Origin of the sequence: Kitasatospora sp. NPDC028055 (assembly GCF_040637885.1) — a bacterium.
Classification (GTDB): Bacteria; Actinomycetota; Actinomycetes; order Streptomycetales; family Streptomycetaceae; genus Kitasatospora.
In genome coordinates this window covers 1-16672 of record NZ_JBEZXE010000051.1, presented here as the reverse complement: position 1 = coordinate 16672, position 16672 = coordinate 1, and the positions used below count along the sequence as shown (strand labels likewise).

General features: G+C 75.2%; 9 protein-coding genes. 1 reads left to right on the top strand and 8 read right to left on the bottom strand.

Annotation, left to right across the window (positions count from 1 at the left end; genetic code table 11):
* Positions 1 to 166: 166 nt before the first annotated feature.
* Positions 167 to 1366, bottom strand: coding sequence for a nucleotide disphospho-sugar-binding domain-containing protein (locus AB0F71_RS33525; RefSeq protein WP_360242722.1), 1200 nt, complete (start codon positions 1364 to 1366; stop codon positions 167 to 169).
* Between the two features lie 166 nt (positions 1367 to 1532).
* Between AB0F71_RS33525 and AB0F71_RS33520 the strand changes: the two genes are divergently transcribed.
* Positions 1533 to 2132: a TetR family transcriptional regulator gene (locus tag AB0F71_RS33520; protein WP_360242719.1), complete on the top strand. Its 600-nt coding sequence runs from the start codon at positions 1533 to 1535 to the stop codon at positions 2130 to 2132.
* A 98-nt stretch (positions 2133 to 2230) separates the two neighbouring features.
* Here AB0F71_RS33520 and AB0F71_RS33515 read toward each other — a convergent pair whose 3' ends face one another.
* The 7 genes from AB0F71_RS33515 to AB0F71_RS33485 form a co-directional block, all read right to left on the bottom strand.
* Positions 2231 to 4099, bottom strand: a complete 1869-nt coding sequence (locus AB0F71_RS33515) for a 2-oxo acid dehydrogenase subunit E2 (RefSeq protein WP_360242716.1) — start codon at positions 4097 to 4099, stop codon at positions 2231 to 2233.
* The gene (locus AB0F71_RS33510; RefSeq protein ID WP_360242712.1) at positions 4096 to 4323 is read right to left on the bottom strand and encodes an acyl carrier protein; all 228 of its coding nucleotides are present in this window, start codon (positions 4321 to 4323) and stop codon (positions 4096 to 4098) included. Before AB0F71_RS33510 ends, AB0F71_RS33515 begins: the two co-directional genes overlap by 4 nt.
* Positions 4320 to 6206, bottom strand: a complete 1887-nt coding sequence (locus tag AB0F71_RS33505) for an HAD-IIIC family phosphatase (RefSeq protein WP_360242709.1) — start codon at positions 6204 to 6206, stop codon at positions 4320 to 4322. Before AB0F71_RS33505 ends, AB0F71_RS33510 begins: the two co-directional genes overlap by 4 nt.
* On the bottom strand, positions 6203 to 7231 hold the full coding sequence (locus AB0F71_RS33500) for a 3-oxoacyl-ACP synthase III family protein (protein ID WP_360242706.1): 1029 nt from the start codon (positions 7229 to 7231) through the stop codon (positions 6203 to 6205). Before AB0F71_RS33500 ends, AB0F71_RS33505 begins: the two co-directional genes overlap by 4 nt.
* Positions 7232 to 7357: 126 nt before the next feature.
* The gene (locus AB0F71_RS33495; protein ID WP_360242703.1) at positions 7358 to 8842 is read right to left on the bottom strand and encodes an FAD-dependent monooxygenase; all 1485 of its coding nucleotides are present in this window, start codon (positions 8840 to 8842) and stop codon (positions 7358 to 7360) included.
* A 19-nt stretch (positions 8843 to 8861) separates the two neighbouring features.
* Positions 8862 to 13781: a type I polyketide synthase gene (locus AB0F71_RS33490; protein ID WP_360242700.1), complete on the bottom strand. Its 4920-nt coding sequence runs from the start codon at positions 13779 to 13781 to the stop codon at positions 8862 to 8864.
* A 17-nt stretch (positions 13782 to 13798) separates the two neighbouring features.
* A partial coding sequence (locus AB0F71_RS33485; protein WP_360242697.1) for a type I polyketide synthase occupies positions 13799 to 16672 on the bottom strand: 2874 nt, incomplete at its 5' end.

The following is a 16672-nucleotide window of genomic DNA, read 5'->3' as shown; positions in this document are numbered from 1 at the left end:
GTGCCCTCCTGGGGCGTCACGGGTGTCACGGGCGTCGCGGGTGTCACGGGCGTCGCGGGCGTCGCGGATGAGAGGGGGTGCCGGGCAGGCCGACGGGGAGCTGCGGCGCGGCCGCGGTCCGCCCGGCGGGGTGCTGCCGGGCGGGCCGCGGAGCGGTGTCCTTCCGTCAGGCGGCGACCAGGGCCTCCACGGTGGAGACCACCGAGGCGGGCGACGGCATGGCGGCGATCTCCTCGCGGATCCGGTCCGCCGACTTCCGGATCGTGTCGTCGGTCAGGACGGCCGTCACCGCGGCGGTGACGGCCTCGGCGGTGAGTTCGGCCGGTTCCAGCAGGACGGACGCGCCGCTGGCGGTGAAGCTGATCGCGTTGGTCGGCGCCTCGGAGATCTCCGGCACGAGGACCTGCGGGACCCCGGCGGCGGCGGCCGTGAGCACCGATCCGGTGCCGCCCTGGTTGACGATGGCGTCGCAGCTGGGCATCAGCAGGTTCAGCGGCAGGTTCTCGACCACCCGCACGTTGTCCGGCAGGCCGGTGAGGCTCGCCCGGTCGGTGCTGCTGACCGTGACCACGAGTTCGATGTCGAGCGGGGCGAGCGCGTCGACGACGCGCGGGAGCAGGGCGCTGTGGCCGCCGAGCACGCTGGTGGTGGTCCCCCAGGTGACGCAGACCCGCGGCTTGCCGCTGCGCTTGAGGATCCAGTCCGGCGCCGCGCCCGCGCCGTTGTAGGCCACGTAGCGGCGGGGCAGCGGGTTGGCCGCCCCGAAGGTGCGCAGGCTGGCCGGCCAGGGGTCGACGGTCTGGGTGATGTAGTCGTTGCGGACCTCCGCCCCGTAGCGGTCGAACAGCTCGACCAGGCCGGGGTGCCACTGCTCGCGCTCGGCGCCGGTGTTGGGCTGTCCCTGCAACGGGTGGCCGAAGATGATGTCGGGGCCCCAGATGTTCCGGATGATCGGGATGCCGAGGACGGCGCTGACCAGCGGCGCGGCGAACAGCGTCGGGTCGGTGACCAGGAGGTCGGGCCGCCACTCCTCGGCGAACCGCAGCAGGTCCGGCGCCAGCCTCTGGTTCAGCTCGATCAGCGGGCCGGACCGGCGCTGCCCCATCGCGCGCCGCTCGTCCTCGGACATCACCATCAGCGCGGCCGCGCTGATCCGGTGGCTCTCGGGCATGGCCGCCATGCTGGCCATGAAGTCGTAGTCGTCGCCGACCTCGACCGCGGTCAGTCCGGTGCTGAGGGTCGTCTTGGTGAGGGACGCCTGCGAGGCGACCCGCACCTCGTGCCCGGCGGCGCGGAACGCCCACGCCAGCGACACCTGGTGGTAGAGGTGGCTCCCGACTGGGAGCGGGGTGAACAGGACGCGCATGGTGGACTCCCGGGGATATGTGCGGCCAGACAGGCCCAGTCCATCCGACCGGGCTAAAGGGCCCCTGAAAACACCCGGCCGCGGGCCCGGGCCGCTCTTGCAGACTCGGCAATTCCCTGCGGTGTCCGAACTTGCCCCGCCGGAACCGGCGTGCGACGCTGAGGCCGTGACGCCAACGCTTCGGGACAGCAAAGTGGCCGCCGTCCGCCGCGCGCTCAGCGAGGTCGCGCTCGGCCTGGCGGTGGAACGGGGCTGGGAGAACGTCCGGGTCGAGGACATCGCGGCCAGGGCCGGCATGTCCACCCGCTCGTTCGGCAACTACTTCCGCAGCAAGAACGAGGCCCTGTTCGCGGTCGACCTCGACCGGTCGGCGGCGATCCGTGAGCACCTGAGGGACCGGCCGGCCGACGAGCCGCTGCTCGAAGCGGTCGTCAACGCCATGCTCGCCGCCTTCCTGGCCGGCGACAACGTGGACCGCGACCTCGTCACCAAGGTGCGGCTGGCCGTCGCGACCTCGCCGCTCGGCGGCGAGTACCTCAAGGCGCACGCCGCCCGGGAGACCGCCCTCGCCGCCGGGATCGCCGAGCGGCTCGGCGTCGACCCGCGCACCGACGTCTACCCGCGGCTGCTGGCCACCATGGTGGTCAACGCGGTCCGGGTCGCGATCGAGTTCTGGGTCGACGAGCCGCAGAACGTCTCGTTGTCGGAGGCGATCCGCTCCACCCTGGAACGGATCGCCCCCGCGCTCCCCGCGCCCGCCGGGTAGCGGCGCCGACCGCCAGGACCCCGGCCGCGCGGGCCGGGCCGGACCCCTTCGGCCCGGCCCGTCCGACGGCCGGGCCGGGCCGGGCCGGCCCGGAGTCGTCAGCCCGCGGCTCCGCTGCGCAGCCGGGCCAGCCGGTAGAGCAGGCCGATGGTCAGGGCCGCGGGGACGTTCCCGCCGCGGATCCCCAGCAGCGACCGGATCAGCCACAACTGCGTCTCCACGGAGTGTGCGGGCGCGCCGTGCACGTCGTCGTGGAGCAGGCTCCGGAAGTCCCGCACGTGGGCGCGGAGCAGGGACACGTCCGAGTTCGGGATGATCTCGTCGCGCGCGCAGGCGACGTAGCGGACCGGGATGTCCAGCGCGGCGAGCTGCTCGGGCCGCAGCGCCCACTCCCGCAGCTCCTCGAACGCGGCGTCGGGCTTTCGGTCCATCAGATGCGCCAGGGTGTCCACGGTGATCCGCGGCAGGGCGGCCTGCCAGTCCCGGTCGGTGAAGAAGCCGCTGACCGGGGCCCCGGCCGTCAGCACCCCCCTGATCCGGCGGTCGTCCAACGCGGCGCGCAGGGCCAGGTGGCCGCTGAAGCTCAGGGCCAGCGCGTACGAGTCGGCCACGTCGGCCCGGTCGGCCACGTGGTCGAGCAGCCCGGGCAGCATCCGCCAGGCGTCCCGGTCGTAGGGCAGGGTGTTCTCGCCGACGCCGGGCATCTCGGTGACGATCCCGGCCATGCCCAGGCGCCGGATCGCGGCCAGCGTGGGCCCCCACTGCTCCTTGACGGTGACGATGCCGCCGCTGACGATCAGCAGCGGCCGCCGCACACCGTCGGACATCCCGGTCGCCCAGGCGGCGACCCGCCCGTTCGGCAGCTCCACCTCCAGCCGCTCGATGTCCGGGTCGGCCCGGCGCCACTCGTCGAAGGTCCGCACCGTCTCGTCCAGCGCCCGCCGGCGCACGGCCCCGTCCACGAACGGGAACCGGGCCATCGAGTAGTGGCGGCACGCGTCCAGCAGCCGCCCCTCGAGCTCCAGCCGCTTCGCCGAGCGGGTCCACTCGGCGGCCCACGACCCCTCGCCGTCCGCGTCGTCGCGGATCCGGGCCAGCACCGCCTCGTGGCCCGCGACCTTCTGCCCCCGGGTGTGCGCCAGCACGAACTGCTTCAACTCGCCGACGTCGTTGGTGCCGCCCGGCCGGGCCGGCTCGTCCTCGAACTCCTCCAACAGGCGCTTGAGGTCGGTCAGCAGGTCGGCGGCCTCCGCGCCGTCGATCACCCGGTGGTCGAAGGTGAGGTTCAGCCGCATCACGGGCGCCACCGTCACCGCGCCGTCGCGCACCACCGGCCGGTCGGTGATCCGCCCGAGGCCGATCGTGACCGTCGTCCCGCCGACCGAGTGGAAGCCGTCCACCGCGCGGTGGGACAGCGAGGTCACCGCGACGGTCCCGACCGCGGCGGCCCGGCCGCGCAGCGGGCGGACCCGCGCGCGGTACGCCGCCTCGCCGAGCACCCAGGGGAGGCGGCGCAGCAGCCGTGCGCCGGCGAACTCCGGCAGCTGCTCGGCGTCACCCCCCGTGTAGTGGTCGACCTGCCGCTGGATCTCCTCCAGGCTCGCCGTCTGCAGGTCGGGGACGACCGCCGACAGCACCACCCGCTGCCCGTTCGTGGTGTGGTCCATCGTGAACTTGCCGTTCACCGAGGCGGAACGGGCCACCTTGGGCCGCACCCGGCCGCCGATCGCGGCGTTGGCCTCCGGGTGGGCCGCCAGGGCACGGCCCGCCGCGAACAGCACGTAGCTCAGCCAGGACGAGCGCCGGCCCTCGGCGAGCGCGGCCGCCCGGAGCGCCCCGATCCGGGTCATGTCGACCTCGGTGTCGAGGTGCACCGGCGCGAACGACCGGATCTCGCGGAGGAAGTACAGGGTGGGGCGCCGCTCCCGGGCGACCGGCCCGACCGGCACGGACGGCCCGGCCGTCATGCGCCCACCGCCACGCGGTGGATCTCCCGCAGGCTGTCCGCCGCCAGGACGTCCGGCAGCGAGATCGGCCGCCCGGTCTCCCGCTCCAGGGCGGTCAGCAGGGTCAGCAGGTGCACCGAGTCCCAGCCGGGGAGCCGGTCGAGCGGCAGGCCGGCGTCCTCGGGCCCCAGCGGCAGCCCGATCTCGTCGCGGACCAGCACCATGAAGTCCTCGATGGTCGTCAACTGCTCTCCTCCTGGGACTCGGTGAACTCGATGTGTGCGGGCGGCGCCGCGATGCCGGTCAGGTCGTGGCGGTAGAGCGCACCGCCGCCCTCCGCCTCGCCGACCCGGGTGAAGCCGTGCTCCGGGTAGAAGTCCCGCGCTCCGGCGTTCTTCGGGCCCGGCCGGAACACGGCTTCCACCGCGTGCGCCCCGGTGGCCTTCGCGTCCGCCAGCACGGCGGCCAGGCAGGCCGACTCGATGCCCCGGGAGAACACCCGGCAGCTGAGGACGAAGTTGTCGATGTGCACGACGCCGGCCTCGGCCCGGGTGAGGACCACGCCGACCATGCCGTTGTCGCCGAACCGGTCCGCGGAGCGGATGGCGAGCACCCGGCTGCCGGCGGCGGCCGCGGCCGCCCGCACCTCGGGCGGCTGGAGCCGCCGGCCGGTCATGTTGAACTGGTTGGTCCGCAGCGTGAGCTGCGAGGCCCGGGCCACCTCGGCCTCCGTCACGGGCCCGAACCGCACCCGCACCCCGAGTCCGCGCAGGTAGTCGGCGACGGAGTCGAACGAGGCCAGGAAGCCCTGCCGGTCCAGCTCCTCCCGGTAGCGGGCGGACCGGGCGCGGTCGTCCGCGTTCAGCTCCCGGGTGTCGAACCAGCCGTCGGCCAGCAGCCGCTCGACGTGCCGGGCGGGTTCCTCGTCCAGCCGGACCACCGCGACGTCGGGCAGCGCGTGCCGGACCATCCCGCACTCGAAAGCGCTGTCGTCCACGAAGACGAAGGAGTCCACGCCGATGTTGAGGGAGCTCGCCAGCTCGGCGAGGTTCTCCGGCTTCGGCCGCCAGTTCGCCGCGACCCGCACGAAGTCCTCCGGCCGCAGGACCATGCCCGGGTGGTCGCGCAGCGCCGCGGCGACCGGCTCCGGATCGTTCTTGCTCGCCACCGCCAGCAGGACGCCCTGCGAGCCGAGCTGCCGGACCACCCGCTGGAACGCGGCGAACGCCTCGCCCCGGGGGGTCCCGCCCAGCTCGACGCCGTCCGCGCCGTCGTCCCCGAGCACCCCGCCCCACAGGGTCCCGTCCAGGTCGCACACCAGCGCCTTGCGGGTCCGCCCGGCGAGGTGCCGCGCCAGGTGCCCGACCTCGCGGGCGTACCGGGCCAGCAGGGCCGGCGACAGGCCGACCCCGGCGTAGCGGCCCAGCCGGGCGTCCTCCGCGGGGATCCCCTCGGCGAGCAGCGGGTCCAGGTCCAGGGTGACCACCGAGGGGAGTTCCTCGCCCAGGGCCAGCAGCCGGGAGTTGGCGGTGCGCCAGGCAGTGCCCAGCCGGGCCCGGGAGCGGTAGTCGACCAGCTGCGCGGCGAAGCGCCTCGGCAGCGGCAGCGTGTTGAGCACCAGCGTGCCGGTGCCCCGGCGGCCGAACGCGGCCGCCAGGTCCCGCACCAGCGAGACCTTCTCGTCCAGGACCCGTTCGACGTCCGCGGCCGTCCACGGGAGCGGCACCTCGTCGAAGACCACCTCGGGGTCCAGCACGCACAGCACGACGTCCGGCCGCGCCGCGTACAGGTCGCTCCCCGGGTCGCCGAGGTCGAAGACCCAGGCGTCGAATCCGGACAGGCGCGTCCGCGCCAGCAGGCCGTGGCGGGCCAGTTCGGCGGTCAGCGGGGGGACCAGGGTGCCCAGCGTGCGGTGCCCGGTGACCGCGACCTCGACCACCGGGACGGACGGGTGCGCGCGCAGCACCTCGTCGGGGTCGAGCCGGGCCAGTACCTGGCCCGCCCTGGCCAGTTCGGCGTCCGGCAGGTCCGCGAGCAGTCCGCGGACCCGCGGGTAGTCGGCGGCGAGTCGGCCGGCCGCGTGCAGGTCGGCGACCGCGCGCGCGGAGGGGGCGGCGGTGGCGGTCATCGCTCCACCCGCTCCAGGGCGTACCCGGCCTTGATCCACTTGCTCGACTCGATCGCGACCCCGACCGCCCGGTCACCGGCGATCATGCGCGGCAGCAGCCGCTCCAGCTGGAAGAACGGCAGCGCGTTGCCGGTGTTGCCGGTCTCCCGGATGCAGCTGACCTCCCGGGCGTCCGGCACGTCCAGCCGGGCATGGATCTCGGCGGTCATCCGGCCGGACAGCTGCGGCGGCAGGATGTAGTCCAACTCGTCCCGGCTCCAGTCGAGTTCCGCGAGCACCTCGTCCAGGGTGGCCACGGCCAGCGGGGGAACCGAATCGCGGACCGCCTGGTAGTCCTCCACCGCCGCGGGCCGGTCCAGGTGCCGGTCCGCCGCGCCGAACCAGTCCAGGGTCTGCCCCGGCGGCCGGTTCCGGCCCACGCACCGCACCTGCGTCCAGCGCAGCGCGACCGGCTCCGCCGACGGCTCCGTGCTCAGCACCGCCGCCCCGGCGCCGTCCCCGAACAGCACACCGTTGACCTGCTCGCCGGGCGGCAGCGCGCTGACGTCCAAGGTCAGGTCGAAGTGCTTGGCACAGGAATCGGCGCCGATCACCAGCGCGGTGCGGAACGCCCCCGAGCCCAGCATGTGCCGGGCCACGTCCAGGGCCTGCACCGCGCCCGCGCACCCCGACTGGAGCTGGTAGCCGGGCACCCCGTCGATGCCCAGCCGATCGGCGACCACGTTGACCGTGGCCGGCATCAGCATGTCCGGCGAGGAGGTGCCCATGACGACGAGGTCGACCTCGGCCGCCGTGATCCCGGCGGCCGTCAGCGCGCGCTGCGCCGCGGTCACCGCGAGGTCGGCCAGGGAGAAGCGGACCTCGCCGGAGTCCAGGTCCACCGAGTAGTGCCGGAGGGGGGTGCCGATGAAGGTGTCCACCCACTGCTCCCAGACCTGGGGCAGTTTGAACCGTCGGGCCAGGGCCGGGATGTCCACCGGCGCGCCGGGCAGCACCGTCCCGGCGGAGTGCACGTACACGTCCATGTTCGTCCTTTCGCCTGCCACCGTCATGCTGGGTCGTGGCGCTTAATCGGTCCTAAGGGCCGCCGGGCCGCCGGGCCGGGGCGGGTGCGGCTCGGCCCGGGGCGGGGAGTGCTTCGGTGGTGCCCGCTAGGCGGCGGGCTCGCCGAACAGGGCGGCGAGGGCGGCGGCGAGGCCCGTGGAGTCCCCGTCCGCCGGCAGCGTCCAGGCGATCCGGCCGTCCGGTCGCAGCAGGACGGCCTCGGCGTCCACGCCGGGCAGCGGCTTCGCCGTGACGAAGTCCACCAGGCCCTCCCGGCCCGCGAGTTCGCCGGCCAGGTCGGTGCCGGCGTCGCCGCCTCCGGCACGGAGATCGAGCAGCACCGCGCGGCCGGCCTCCCAGGCCGAGGCCAGCCCCGGCACCGCCCGCGCGGCCGCCGCCACCCCGGGCAGCCGGCGGCCGAGCAGCGGATCGGCGTCCGGTCCGGCCTGCCCCAGCTGGTAACGGGTGTCGGTGCCGCCGACCAGGGTGACCAGGTACTCGTTGACGTCCGGGAAGCGGACGAGCTCGGCGAAGACCTCCCGCAACGGCGTCAGCGGGTGCAGCAGCGCCGCCTGCGCACGGGTCGTCAGACAGGCCCGGGCCCCGACCGGGTGCCGCTCGTCGTGGTAACTGTCGAGCAGGCCCTCCGGTGCCCGGCCGGCCAGGTCCGCCGCGAGCTTCCAGCCCAGGTTCACCGCGTCGTCCAGCCCGGTGCTGAGCGCCTGCCCGCCGAGCGGGAAGTGCCGGTGAGCCGCGTCCCCCGCGAGGAACACCCGCCCGGCACGGTAGCGCTCGGCGAGCCGGGTCGCGTTGGACCAGCGGGCCGACCAGAGCGGCGGCCCGTCGGCGAACCCGACGCCCGCGAGGCGGCTCACCGCGCCCTGGATCTCCGCCAGTTCCGGCGCGGCGTCACCCTCGGGAGGCTCCACGCCGAACTCGGCCGTCAGGACCCGGACCGTGTCCGGCCCCAGCGGGCTGACCGCCAGCAGTCCCGCCGGGTACTCGCGGGCGCCCAGGTGCTGGCGCAGGACGCTGTCCGTCGTCACCGAGAAGTCGGAGACCGTGCCGTGGAAGGGCTCCTCGTGGCCCGGGAACGCGATGCCGGCCGCCCGGCGCACCACGCTGTCCACCCCGTCGCAGCCGACCAGGTGCCGGCTGAGCAGGGTCTGCCCGCCCGCCGGGCCCTCGACCCGCGTCTCGACCCGGTACTCGTCCTGCTCGACGCCGACCACCCGGTGCCCGAACCGCAGGTCCGCCCCCAGCGTCCGCGCCCGCTCCACCAGGTGGTGGACCAGCCTGCCGTGCGGCAGGGAGAAGTTGTACGGGTACCGGTCGGCGAGCGCGGACGGGTCCAGCCAGATGTGCGCGAAGTGGGCCATCGGGAACTCGAAGCCGTCCGGGCGGCAGGCCTCCATCAGCCCGCGCATCTCCAGGAGTTCGATGACCCCGGGGTTGACGGCCACGCCCGGCGCGTGGGCCTCGGGGCCGGGGCGGCCGTCGAGGACGACGACCTCCGCGCCGGCCAGCCGCAGCTCGCACGCGAGCATGAGCCCGACCGGTCCGGCGCCGACGATGACGATGTCGTGCTGCATGGAGATGTCCCCCAGGGTTCTAGCGGGCCGGGTACGCGGACGCGGACGCGGCGAGCTTGGCGGGTGTCGGATTGTCGAAGACCTGCTGCGGTGTCACGTCCAGTCCCGCAGCGCGCATCTGGGCACTCAGGTCCAGGGCGGCCAGGGACGACAGGCCCAGGGCGGGCAGATCGGCGTCCGGGTCGACCCCCCCGGCGGCGTCGATGCCCAGGACCTCCGCCGCCGCGGCGCGGACCAGCTCCAGCACGACGGCGGCGCGTTCGGCGGGGTCCGCGGCGGCGAGCCGGGCCGACAGCACGGGATCCACCGCCGGGGAGCCGGCGGCGGAGCCCGGTGCGGACGCGGCCGCGGCGGCGGAGCCGAAGCCGGGCAGGTCGGCGAAGAGCGGGTCGGACCCGGGCCAGGGCGCGGCGCTCCCGTCCAGGTCGGCCACCGTCACGTCCCCGGCGCCGGGCTGGACGGCGTAGCCGAACGCCTCGACGGCGAGGGCCGCCGGCACCGGCCGGAGTCCGGCGGGAGGGGCGGGGTGCCCCCCGTCGACGGGGACCGCGGTGGCGCCGGCGGAGTCGGGGGCGTCGACGCTGCCGGGGGCGTCGCCGGTGCCTGGGGCGTCGACGGTGCCGGGGACGAGCGGACCGAACGCGAGGGACAGCGCGCGCCCCCCGCGTTCCCGCCGTCGCCGGGCCACCGCGGCCAGGGCGGCGTGCACGGGGGCCGGCCCGTCCTCGCCGGGGGCGGCCAGCGCGCCCGGACCGGAGGAGCACACCACGAACGCCGCCAGGTCGAGGTGCGCGGTGGCCTCGTCGACCGCGAGCGCCTCGTCGACCGCGAGCGCCGTGTCGACCGTCGCCGACGGGGTCGTGCCGCCGGTGTGGGCGAGGTGCACGACGGCCGTGGGCGGCCACTGGGCGACCACCCGGGCGAGCGCCTCGCGGTCGCCGGCCGGGCAGTGCGCCACCGTGACGTCGGTGCCCGCCTGCTCGGCCGGCCCGGTGAGGTCGGACGCCCGGGCGGACCCTGCGGCCGGCGCCGGCGGGCCGGCCAGGACCAGCCGGGTGGCGCCGTGCTCGGCGAGCCAGCGGAGCACATGGCCGCCGAGCACCGGGTCGGCCCCGGTGACCAGGACCGTTCCCTCCGGCCACCGGGGGAGGTCGCGGCCGTCCTCGGGCGGGGCGATCCGGGCCAGCCGCCGGGCGAAGAGACCGGGACCGCGCAGTGCGAGGCGCGGGTCGGCCGGGGGAGCGGAGAGCAGGCCGGCCAGCCGCTGCGCGGGCCGGTCGGATCCGTCCTGGTCCGGGCGGTGGGGGTCGGCCGGGGCCTGCGCTCCGGGCCGCGCGGGAGGTACCTCCAGGTCGAGCAGGCCGATCGCGCGGTGCGGGTGGTCGCCGACGAGGACCTCGCCGAGGCCCCGGACGGCGGCGTGCTCCGGCGAGGCCGGCGGGTCGAGCCGGCCGACCGTGACCGCGCCGCTGGTCAGGACCCACAGCGGAGCGGCCACCCCGGCCCGGTCCAGCGCCGGTGGCAGGGCGGCGGTCAGCGCCAGACCCCGGCCGGGCTCCGGTGCGAAGGCGAGCAGCGACACGACCGCGCGGGGCGCCCCCTCCGGGCGGCCGGCGGCCCCGGCGCCGGTCAGTGCGGCGCCGATCAGTGCGGTGAGGCCGTCGGTGTCCGCGGTCTCCCCGGCGCTCCCGAAGGAGGCCGGAACCACGAGGCGGTCGGCGGCGTCGCCGAGCACGGCGGCCAGCCGGGCCGCCGGGCCGCCGTCGGCCGGATCGTCGGGCACCAGCAGGAGCAGCCGCGGGGCGTCCGCCGCCGGGCTCTGCGCGAGGGGCTGCCAGAGCGTCCGGTGATGCCACCCGGCGCGCCGTCGGTGGACCGCCAGCAGGGGCAGGACCTCGGCCAGCGAGGCGAGTTGGGTGGCGGACAGCCGCAGGGACCGGCCGAGCGACTCGGCGTCCTGCTCGTCGACGGCCGCCCAGAACCGGGACTCCAGGGATCGCTGTCCCGGTCCGGTGCCGGCTCCGGCCGGGTCGGCGACGGGGTTGAGCCAGTAGCTCCGGCGCTGGAACGGGTACGTCGGCAGCGGGACGCGCGCGGCCCCCGTACCGGCGAACTGGGCCGCCCAGTCGACCGGGCGGCCCGTCGCGTGAACCGCGGCCAGCGCCGTCAGCACGGTCTGCGGCTCGGGCCGCCGGGCGCTCAGCACGGGCACCAGCGTGGGCGTCGGCCCGTCGCCCGCAGGGCCGTCGCCCGCAGGCCCGCCGTTCGCCTGCCGGGGGGCCGCCGGTCCGCCGTACGTCCGGTCGCGGAGGCATTCGCGCGCCAGTGCGGTCAGAACCGCGTCCGGCCCGAGTTCGACGAAGCAGGTCACCCCGGCCGCGCGCAGCGTCCGGATGCCGTCGGCGAACCGGACGGGCTGCCGGGCGTGCCCCAACCAGTAGCCGGCGGTGCGCAGTTCGGCCGGGTCGGCGAGCCCGCCGGTGACGTTGGAGACGAGCGGGACGGTCGGCTCGGCGAACGTCACCCGGGCCAGGGCCTCCCCGAACTCGGCCAGGACCTCGTCCATGTGCGGGGAGTGGAAGGCGTGGCTGACGTCGAGCCGCCGGACCCGCCGGCCCTCGGCGCGCCAGTGGGCGGCGACCTCCAGGACCGCCTCCTCGTCGCCGGAGACCACCGTCGCCGACGGCCCGTTGACGGCCGCCAGCGACACCTGGGCCGCACGGCCGACCAGGGTGGCGAGCACCTCCTCCTCCGCCGCCTCGACGGCGACCATCGCGCCGTCCGGCCGGGCCCGTTGCATGGCGCGCGCCCGTGCGGCGACCAGCCCGGCCGCGTCGGACAGGTCGAGTACCCCGGCCACGTGCGCGGCGGCCAGCTCGCCGACCGAGTGGCCCAACAGGAAGTCGGGCCGCAGCCCCCAGTGCCCGAGCAGCCGGAACAACGCCGTCTCCACGGCGAAGATCGCCGGCTGCGCGTACTGCGTCCGGTGCAGCAGCGCGGCGTCCGGGTGGTCCTTGGCGCCGAACATCAGTGGGCGCAACGGGCGGTCGAGGTGCCGGTCCAGCTCGGCGCACACCTCGTCCAGGGCGTCGGCGAACACCGGGTGGGCCGCGGCGAGGGCGCGCCCCATCCCGGCGCGCTGGCTGCCCTGGCCGGTGAACAGGTAGGCGAGCCTGCCCGGCCCGGACTCGGCGCGGCCCACCACCACGTTGCCGGGCAGCAGGTCCCCCCGGGCCAAGGCGTCCAGGCCGCGGGTCAGGTCGGTCCGGTCCGCGCCGACGACCACCGCGCGGTGCGCCATGGCGGTGCGGGTGGTGGCGAGCGAGAACGCCACGTCCACGGGGCGCGGCGCCGGGTCGGCCGCGAGCCGGACGGCCAGGGCGCGGGCGGCGTCACGCAGCGCCTGTCCGTTCCGGGCCGACAGCACCAGCGGGACCGGCCGGGCCGGAGCGTCGTCCGGTGCCGTGCGGCGCACCGGGGTGCCGTTCGCCGGGGCACCGTGCGGCGTCGCGTCGGTGGGCGCGGGCGCCTCCGCCGCAGTCGGCTCGGGCGCCTCCTCCACGATGACGTGCGCGTTGGTGCCGCTGACCCCGAACGAGGAGACGGCGGCGCGGTGCGGCCCGGGCCCGTGCGGCCAGGGGCGGGCCTCGGCCAGCAGCGCGACGTTGCCGGCCGTCCAGTCCACGTGCGGGCTCGGTTCGTCCGCGTGCAGGGTCCGGGGCAGCACGCCGTGCCGTATGGCCTGCACCATCTTGATCACCCCGGCGACCCCGGCGGCGCCCTGGGTGTGGCCGATGTTGGACTTCACGGAGCCGAGCCAGAGCGGCCGTTCGGCGGGCCGGCCCTGCCCGTAGGTGGCCAGCAGCGCCTGGGCCTCGATCGGGTCGCCCAGGACGGTGCCGGTGCCGTGCCCCTCCACCACGTCCACGTCCGACGGCTCCAGGCGCGCGTCGGCGAGGGCCTGGCGGATCACCCGCTGCTGGGCCGGACCGTTCGGTGCCGTCAGCCCGTTCGAGGCGCCGTCCTGGTTCACCGCCGAGCCGCGCACCACGGCGAGGACCGGGTGCCCGTTGCGGCGGGCGTCGGAGAGGCGCTCCAGCAGCAGCAGGCCGACGCCCTCGCCCCAGCCCGTGCCGTCCGCGCCGGCCGCGAAGGACTTGCAGCGCCCGTCCGGCGACAGTCCGCGCTGCCGGCTGAAGTCCACGAAGACGCCGGGCGTCGCCATCACGGTCACCCCGCCCGCCAACGCCAGCTCGCAGTCCCCGGCGCGCAGCGCCCGGGCCGCGAGGTGCAGGGCGACCAGCGAGGAGGAGCACGCCGTGTCCACGGTGACGGCCGGGCCCTCCAGGCCGAGGGTGTAGGCGATCCGCCCGGTCGCCACGCTGCTCGCGCTCCCCGTCCCCAGGAAGCCTTCGAAGCCCTCCGGTGTCCGCTCCATCAGGCGGGCGGCGTAGTCGTCGTACAGGACGCCGGCGAAGACACCGGTCCGGCTGCCGCGCAGGGTGGCGGGGTCGATGCCGGCGTTCTCCAGGGTCTCCCAGGCGGTTTCGAGCAGCAGCCGCTGCTGCGGGTCGACGGCCATCGCCTCGCGCGGGCTGATCCCGAAGAACTCGGGGTCGAACTCGGCGGCGTCGTAGAGGAATCCGCCCTCCTGCGTGTAGCAGGTGCCGGCCTTCTCCGGGTCCGGGTCGTAGAGTGCCTCGAGGTCCCAGCCGCGGTCGCGCGGGAAGGACGAGACCGCGTCCACGCCGTCCGCCACCAGCCGCCACAGGTCCTCGGGTGACCGTACTCCGCCGGGGTAGCGGCAGCCCATCGCCACGATGGCGATCGGCTCGCGCTGGGCGGCCTCGGCCTCGGCGAGCCGCCGCCGGGTGTCCTGAAGCTCGGCGGTCGTCCACCTGAGGTAGTCGACGACCTTCTGCTCCTTCACCGCGTCCATCTGTGCAGGTCCTCCGGTCATCGGTCCTCCAGCCCTGACAGTCCGAGCTCCTGGTCGAGGACGTCGAAGAGTTCGTTGTCGGTCACCGACGCGAGATCGTCGTCCTCGGTGGCTGCCGTTGCCGCCCCTCGCGTCTCGGTGACCCGCAGCAGCAGGGCCTGTAGCCGGGCCCCGAGCCGCTCCCGGCCCGCGTCGTCCAGGTCGGTGGCGGCCACGGCCGCCTCGAGACGGTCCAGCTCCGCCTGGACCGGCGCCTGGCGACCCGCACCGCCCTCGAACTGCTCGCCGAGATGGCTCGCGATGGCCGCCGTGCTGGGGTGGTCGAAGACCAGGGTGGTCGACAGCCGCAGGCCGGTCGCGGCGGACAGCTGGTTGCGCAGGCTGACGGCGGTGAGCGAGTCGAAGCCCAATTCCTTGAGCGCCGAGTCCGGATCGATGCCGGCGGCCGATTCGTGTCCCAGCACCGTCGCGACGTGCGTGCGCACCAGATCGAGCAGGACCTGTTCCCGCTTGGTCCCGTCCAGCCCGCTGAGCCGTTCGGCCAGCGCCGCGCCGCCGCCCGATGCCGCCGCCTGCCGGGCCGGGGCGGGGACCAGCCGGTCGAGGAGCGGCGGGAGCGTGCCGTTGCGTGCGTGGCGGCGTAGGGCGGTTCGGTCGATGGGGGTGAGGAGGAGGTGGGGGTGGGGGGTGTGGAGGGTGGTGTCGAAGAGGGTGAGTGCGGTGGGGGTGGTGAGGGGGGTGAGTCCGGTGGTGTTGAGGCGTTGGTGGTCGGTGGTGGTGAGGGTGTTGGTCATGGTGCTGGTGTCGGTCCAGAGTCCCCAGGCGAGGCTGGTGGCGGGGAGTCCTTGGGTGTGGCGGTGGTGGGCGAGGGTGTCGAGGTAGGTGTTGGCGGCGGCGTAGTTGGCTTGGCCGGGGGTGCCGAGGGTGCCGGCGGCGGAGGAGAAGAGGACGAAGGCGGTGAGGGGGAGGTGTTGGGTGAGTTGGTGGAGGTGCCAGGCGGTGTCGATTTTGGGTTGGAGGACGGTGTGGAGTTGGTGGGGGGTGAGGGTGGTGAGGGTGGCGTCGTCGAGGACGCCGGCGGTGTGGATGACGGCGGTGAGCGGGTGTTCTTGGGGGATGTCGGCGAGCAGTTCCGCGAGTGCGGTGGGGTTGGAGGTGTCGCAGGCGGTGATGGTGACGGTGGTGGCGCCGAGGGTGGTGAGTTCGTCGCGTAGTTGGGGTGCGCCGGGTGCGGTGGGTCCGCGGCGGCTGGTGAGGAGGAGGTGGCGGGCTCCGTGGGTGGTGATGAGGTGGCGGGCGAGGTGTGCGGCGAGGGTGCCGGTGCCGCCGGTGATGAGGATGGTGCCGTTGGGGTCGAGGGTGGGTGCGGTGGGGTCGATGGTGGGGGTGGTGGGGGTGAGTTTGGGGGTGAGGAAGTCACCGTTGCGGAGGGCGAGTTGGGGTTGGCCGGTGGTGAGGGCGGCGGTGATGGTGTCGGGGCTGGGGGTGTCGCCGTGGTGGTCGAGGAGGGTGAGGGTGTGGGGGTGTTCGTTCTGTGCGGTGCGGATGAGTCCCCAGGTGGTGGCGGCGGGGAGGTCGGTGATGGGGTCGTCGGGGTGGGTGGCTACTGCGCCGCGGGTGAGGATGACGAGGTGGGCGTTGTCGGGGTGGTCCTGGGCGAGCCATTCCTGTACGCGGGTGAGGGTTTGTTCGGCGAGGTGGTGGGCTGCGGCGATGGGGTCGTGGGGTGTGGTGGTGTCGTCGGGGCGGACGATGAGGATGTCGGGGGTGGGGGGTGTGGTGGTGGCGGTGGTGTCGGTGGTGGCGGGGACCCACTCCAACGCCAACGGCGCGAGGTCGCTCGACACGAGCTTCGCCGGGTCCACCGGCCGCGTGGCCAGAGCGCCGACCGTGAGGACCGGCCTGCCGTTCGCGTCCGTCACGTCCAGGGCGATCGTGGCGTCGTCCACGAGGGCCACCCGGGCGCGGAGCGTTCGGGCGCCCGATTCGTGGAGGCTGACGCCCGACCAGGAGAACGGCAGCTCCAGGTCCGTGCCGTCACCGTCGTCACCGGTGGTTGCGAGCCGCACGTGGAGCACCGCGTCGAGCAGTGCGGGGTGGACCCCGAAACCGGCCTCACTGACGTCCTCGGCCAGTTCCACTTCGGCGTACAGGGCGTCCGCGTCCTGCCAGGCGGCCCGAAGTCCCCGAAACGCGGGTCCGTAGGTGTAGCCGCGTTCCGCCAGCTGCCCGTAGAGGTCCGCGATCGGAAGGCGCGTGGCGGTCGGGGGCGGCCAGGCCGCGTGCTGCGGAGTCGGCGGTGCCGGCGGTGCCGGCGGTGCTTCGGGGGAGAGTACGCCGGTGGCGTGCCGGATCCACTCGGCGTCGCCGAGGCGGGAGTGGATCGTGAAGGGCCGATTTCCGTCATCGCCGGGTGAGTTGACCTGGATCTGTAGGTCGACCGTGTCGTGTTCGGGCACGAGCAGCGGGTTGTCCAGGGTGATGTCCTGTGCGTGGGTGCAGCCGACCTCGGACCCTGCCCGCATGGCGATGTCGAGGAACGCGGTGCCGGGGAGCAGGACGGTGTCGAGGACCGCGTGGTCGACCAGCCAGGGTTGGGCGTCGAGGGAGACCCGTCCGGTGAGCACCAGGGCGTCGCTGCCCGGGAGTTCGATGGCGCCGCCGACCAGTGGGTGTCCGGTGCCGTGCCGTCCGAAGTCGCCGGAGTCGGCGACCGGGTGGAGCCAGTAGGTGTGGTGTTGGAAGGGGTAGGTGGGGAGGGGGGTGTGGTGGGTGGGGGTGGTGGGTGTGGGTGTGGTGGGTGGGGTGGTGGGGGTGTTGTGGGTCCAGGTGTGGGCGAGGGCGTGGGTGAGTTGGGTGGTTTCGGGGGTGTTGCGGCGGAGGGTGCCGGT

Bases quoted from the DNA above. Each gene is read 5' to 3' on its own strand.
- AB0F71_RS33490 (WP_360242700.1), bottom strand. From the start codon at position 13,781: ATGGACGCGGTGAAGGAGCAGAAGGTCGTCGACTACCTCAGGTGGACG.
- AB0F71_RS33500 (WP_360242706.1), bottom strand. From the start codon at position 7,231: ATGGACGTGTACGTGCACTCCGCCGGGACGGTGCTGCCCGGCGCGCCG.
- AB0F71_RS33505 (WP_360242709.1), bottom strand. From the start codon at position 6,206: ATGACCGCCACCGCCGCCCCCTCCGCGCGCGCGGTCGCCGACCTGCAC.
- AB0F71_RS33515 (WP_360242716.1), bottom strand. From the start codon at position 4,099: ATGACGGCCGGGCCGTCCGTGCCGGTCGGGCCGGTCGCCCGGGAGCGG.
- AB0F71_RS33525 (WP_360242722.1), bottom strand. From the start codon at position 1,366: ATGCGCGTCCTGTTCACCCCGCTCCCAGTCGGGAGCCACCTCTACCAC.
- AB0F71_RS33495 (WP_360242703.1), bottom strand. From the start codon at position 8,842: ATGCAGCACGACATCGTCATCGTCGGCGCCGGACCGGTCGGGCTCATG.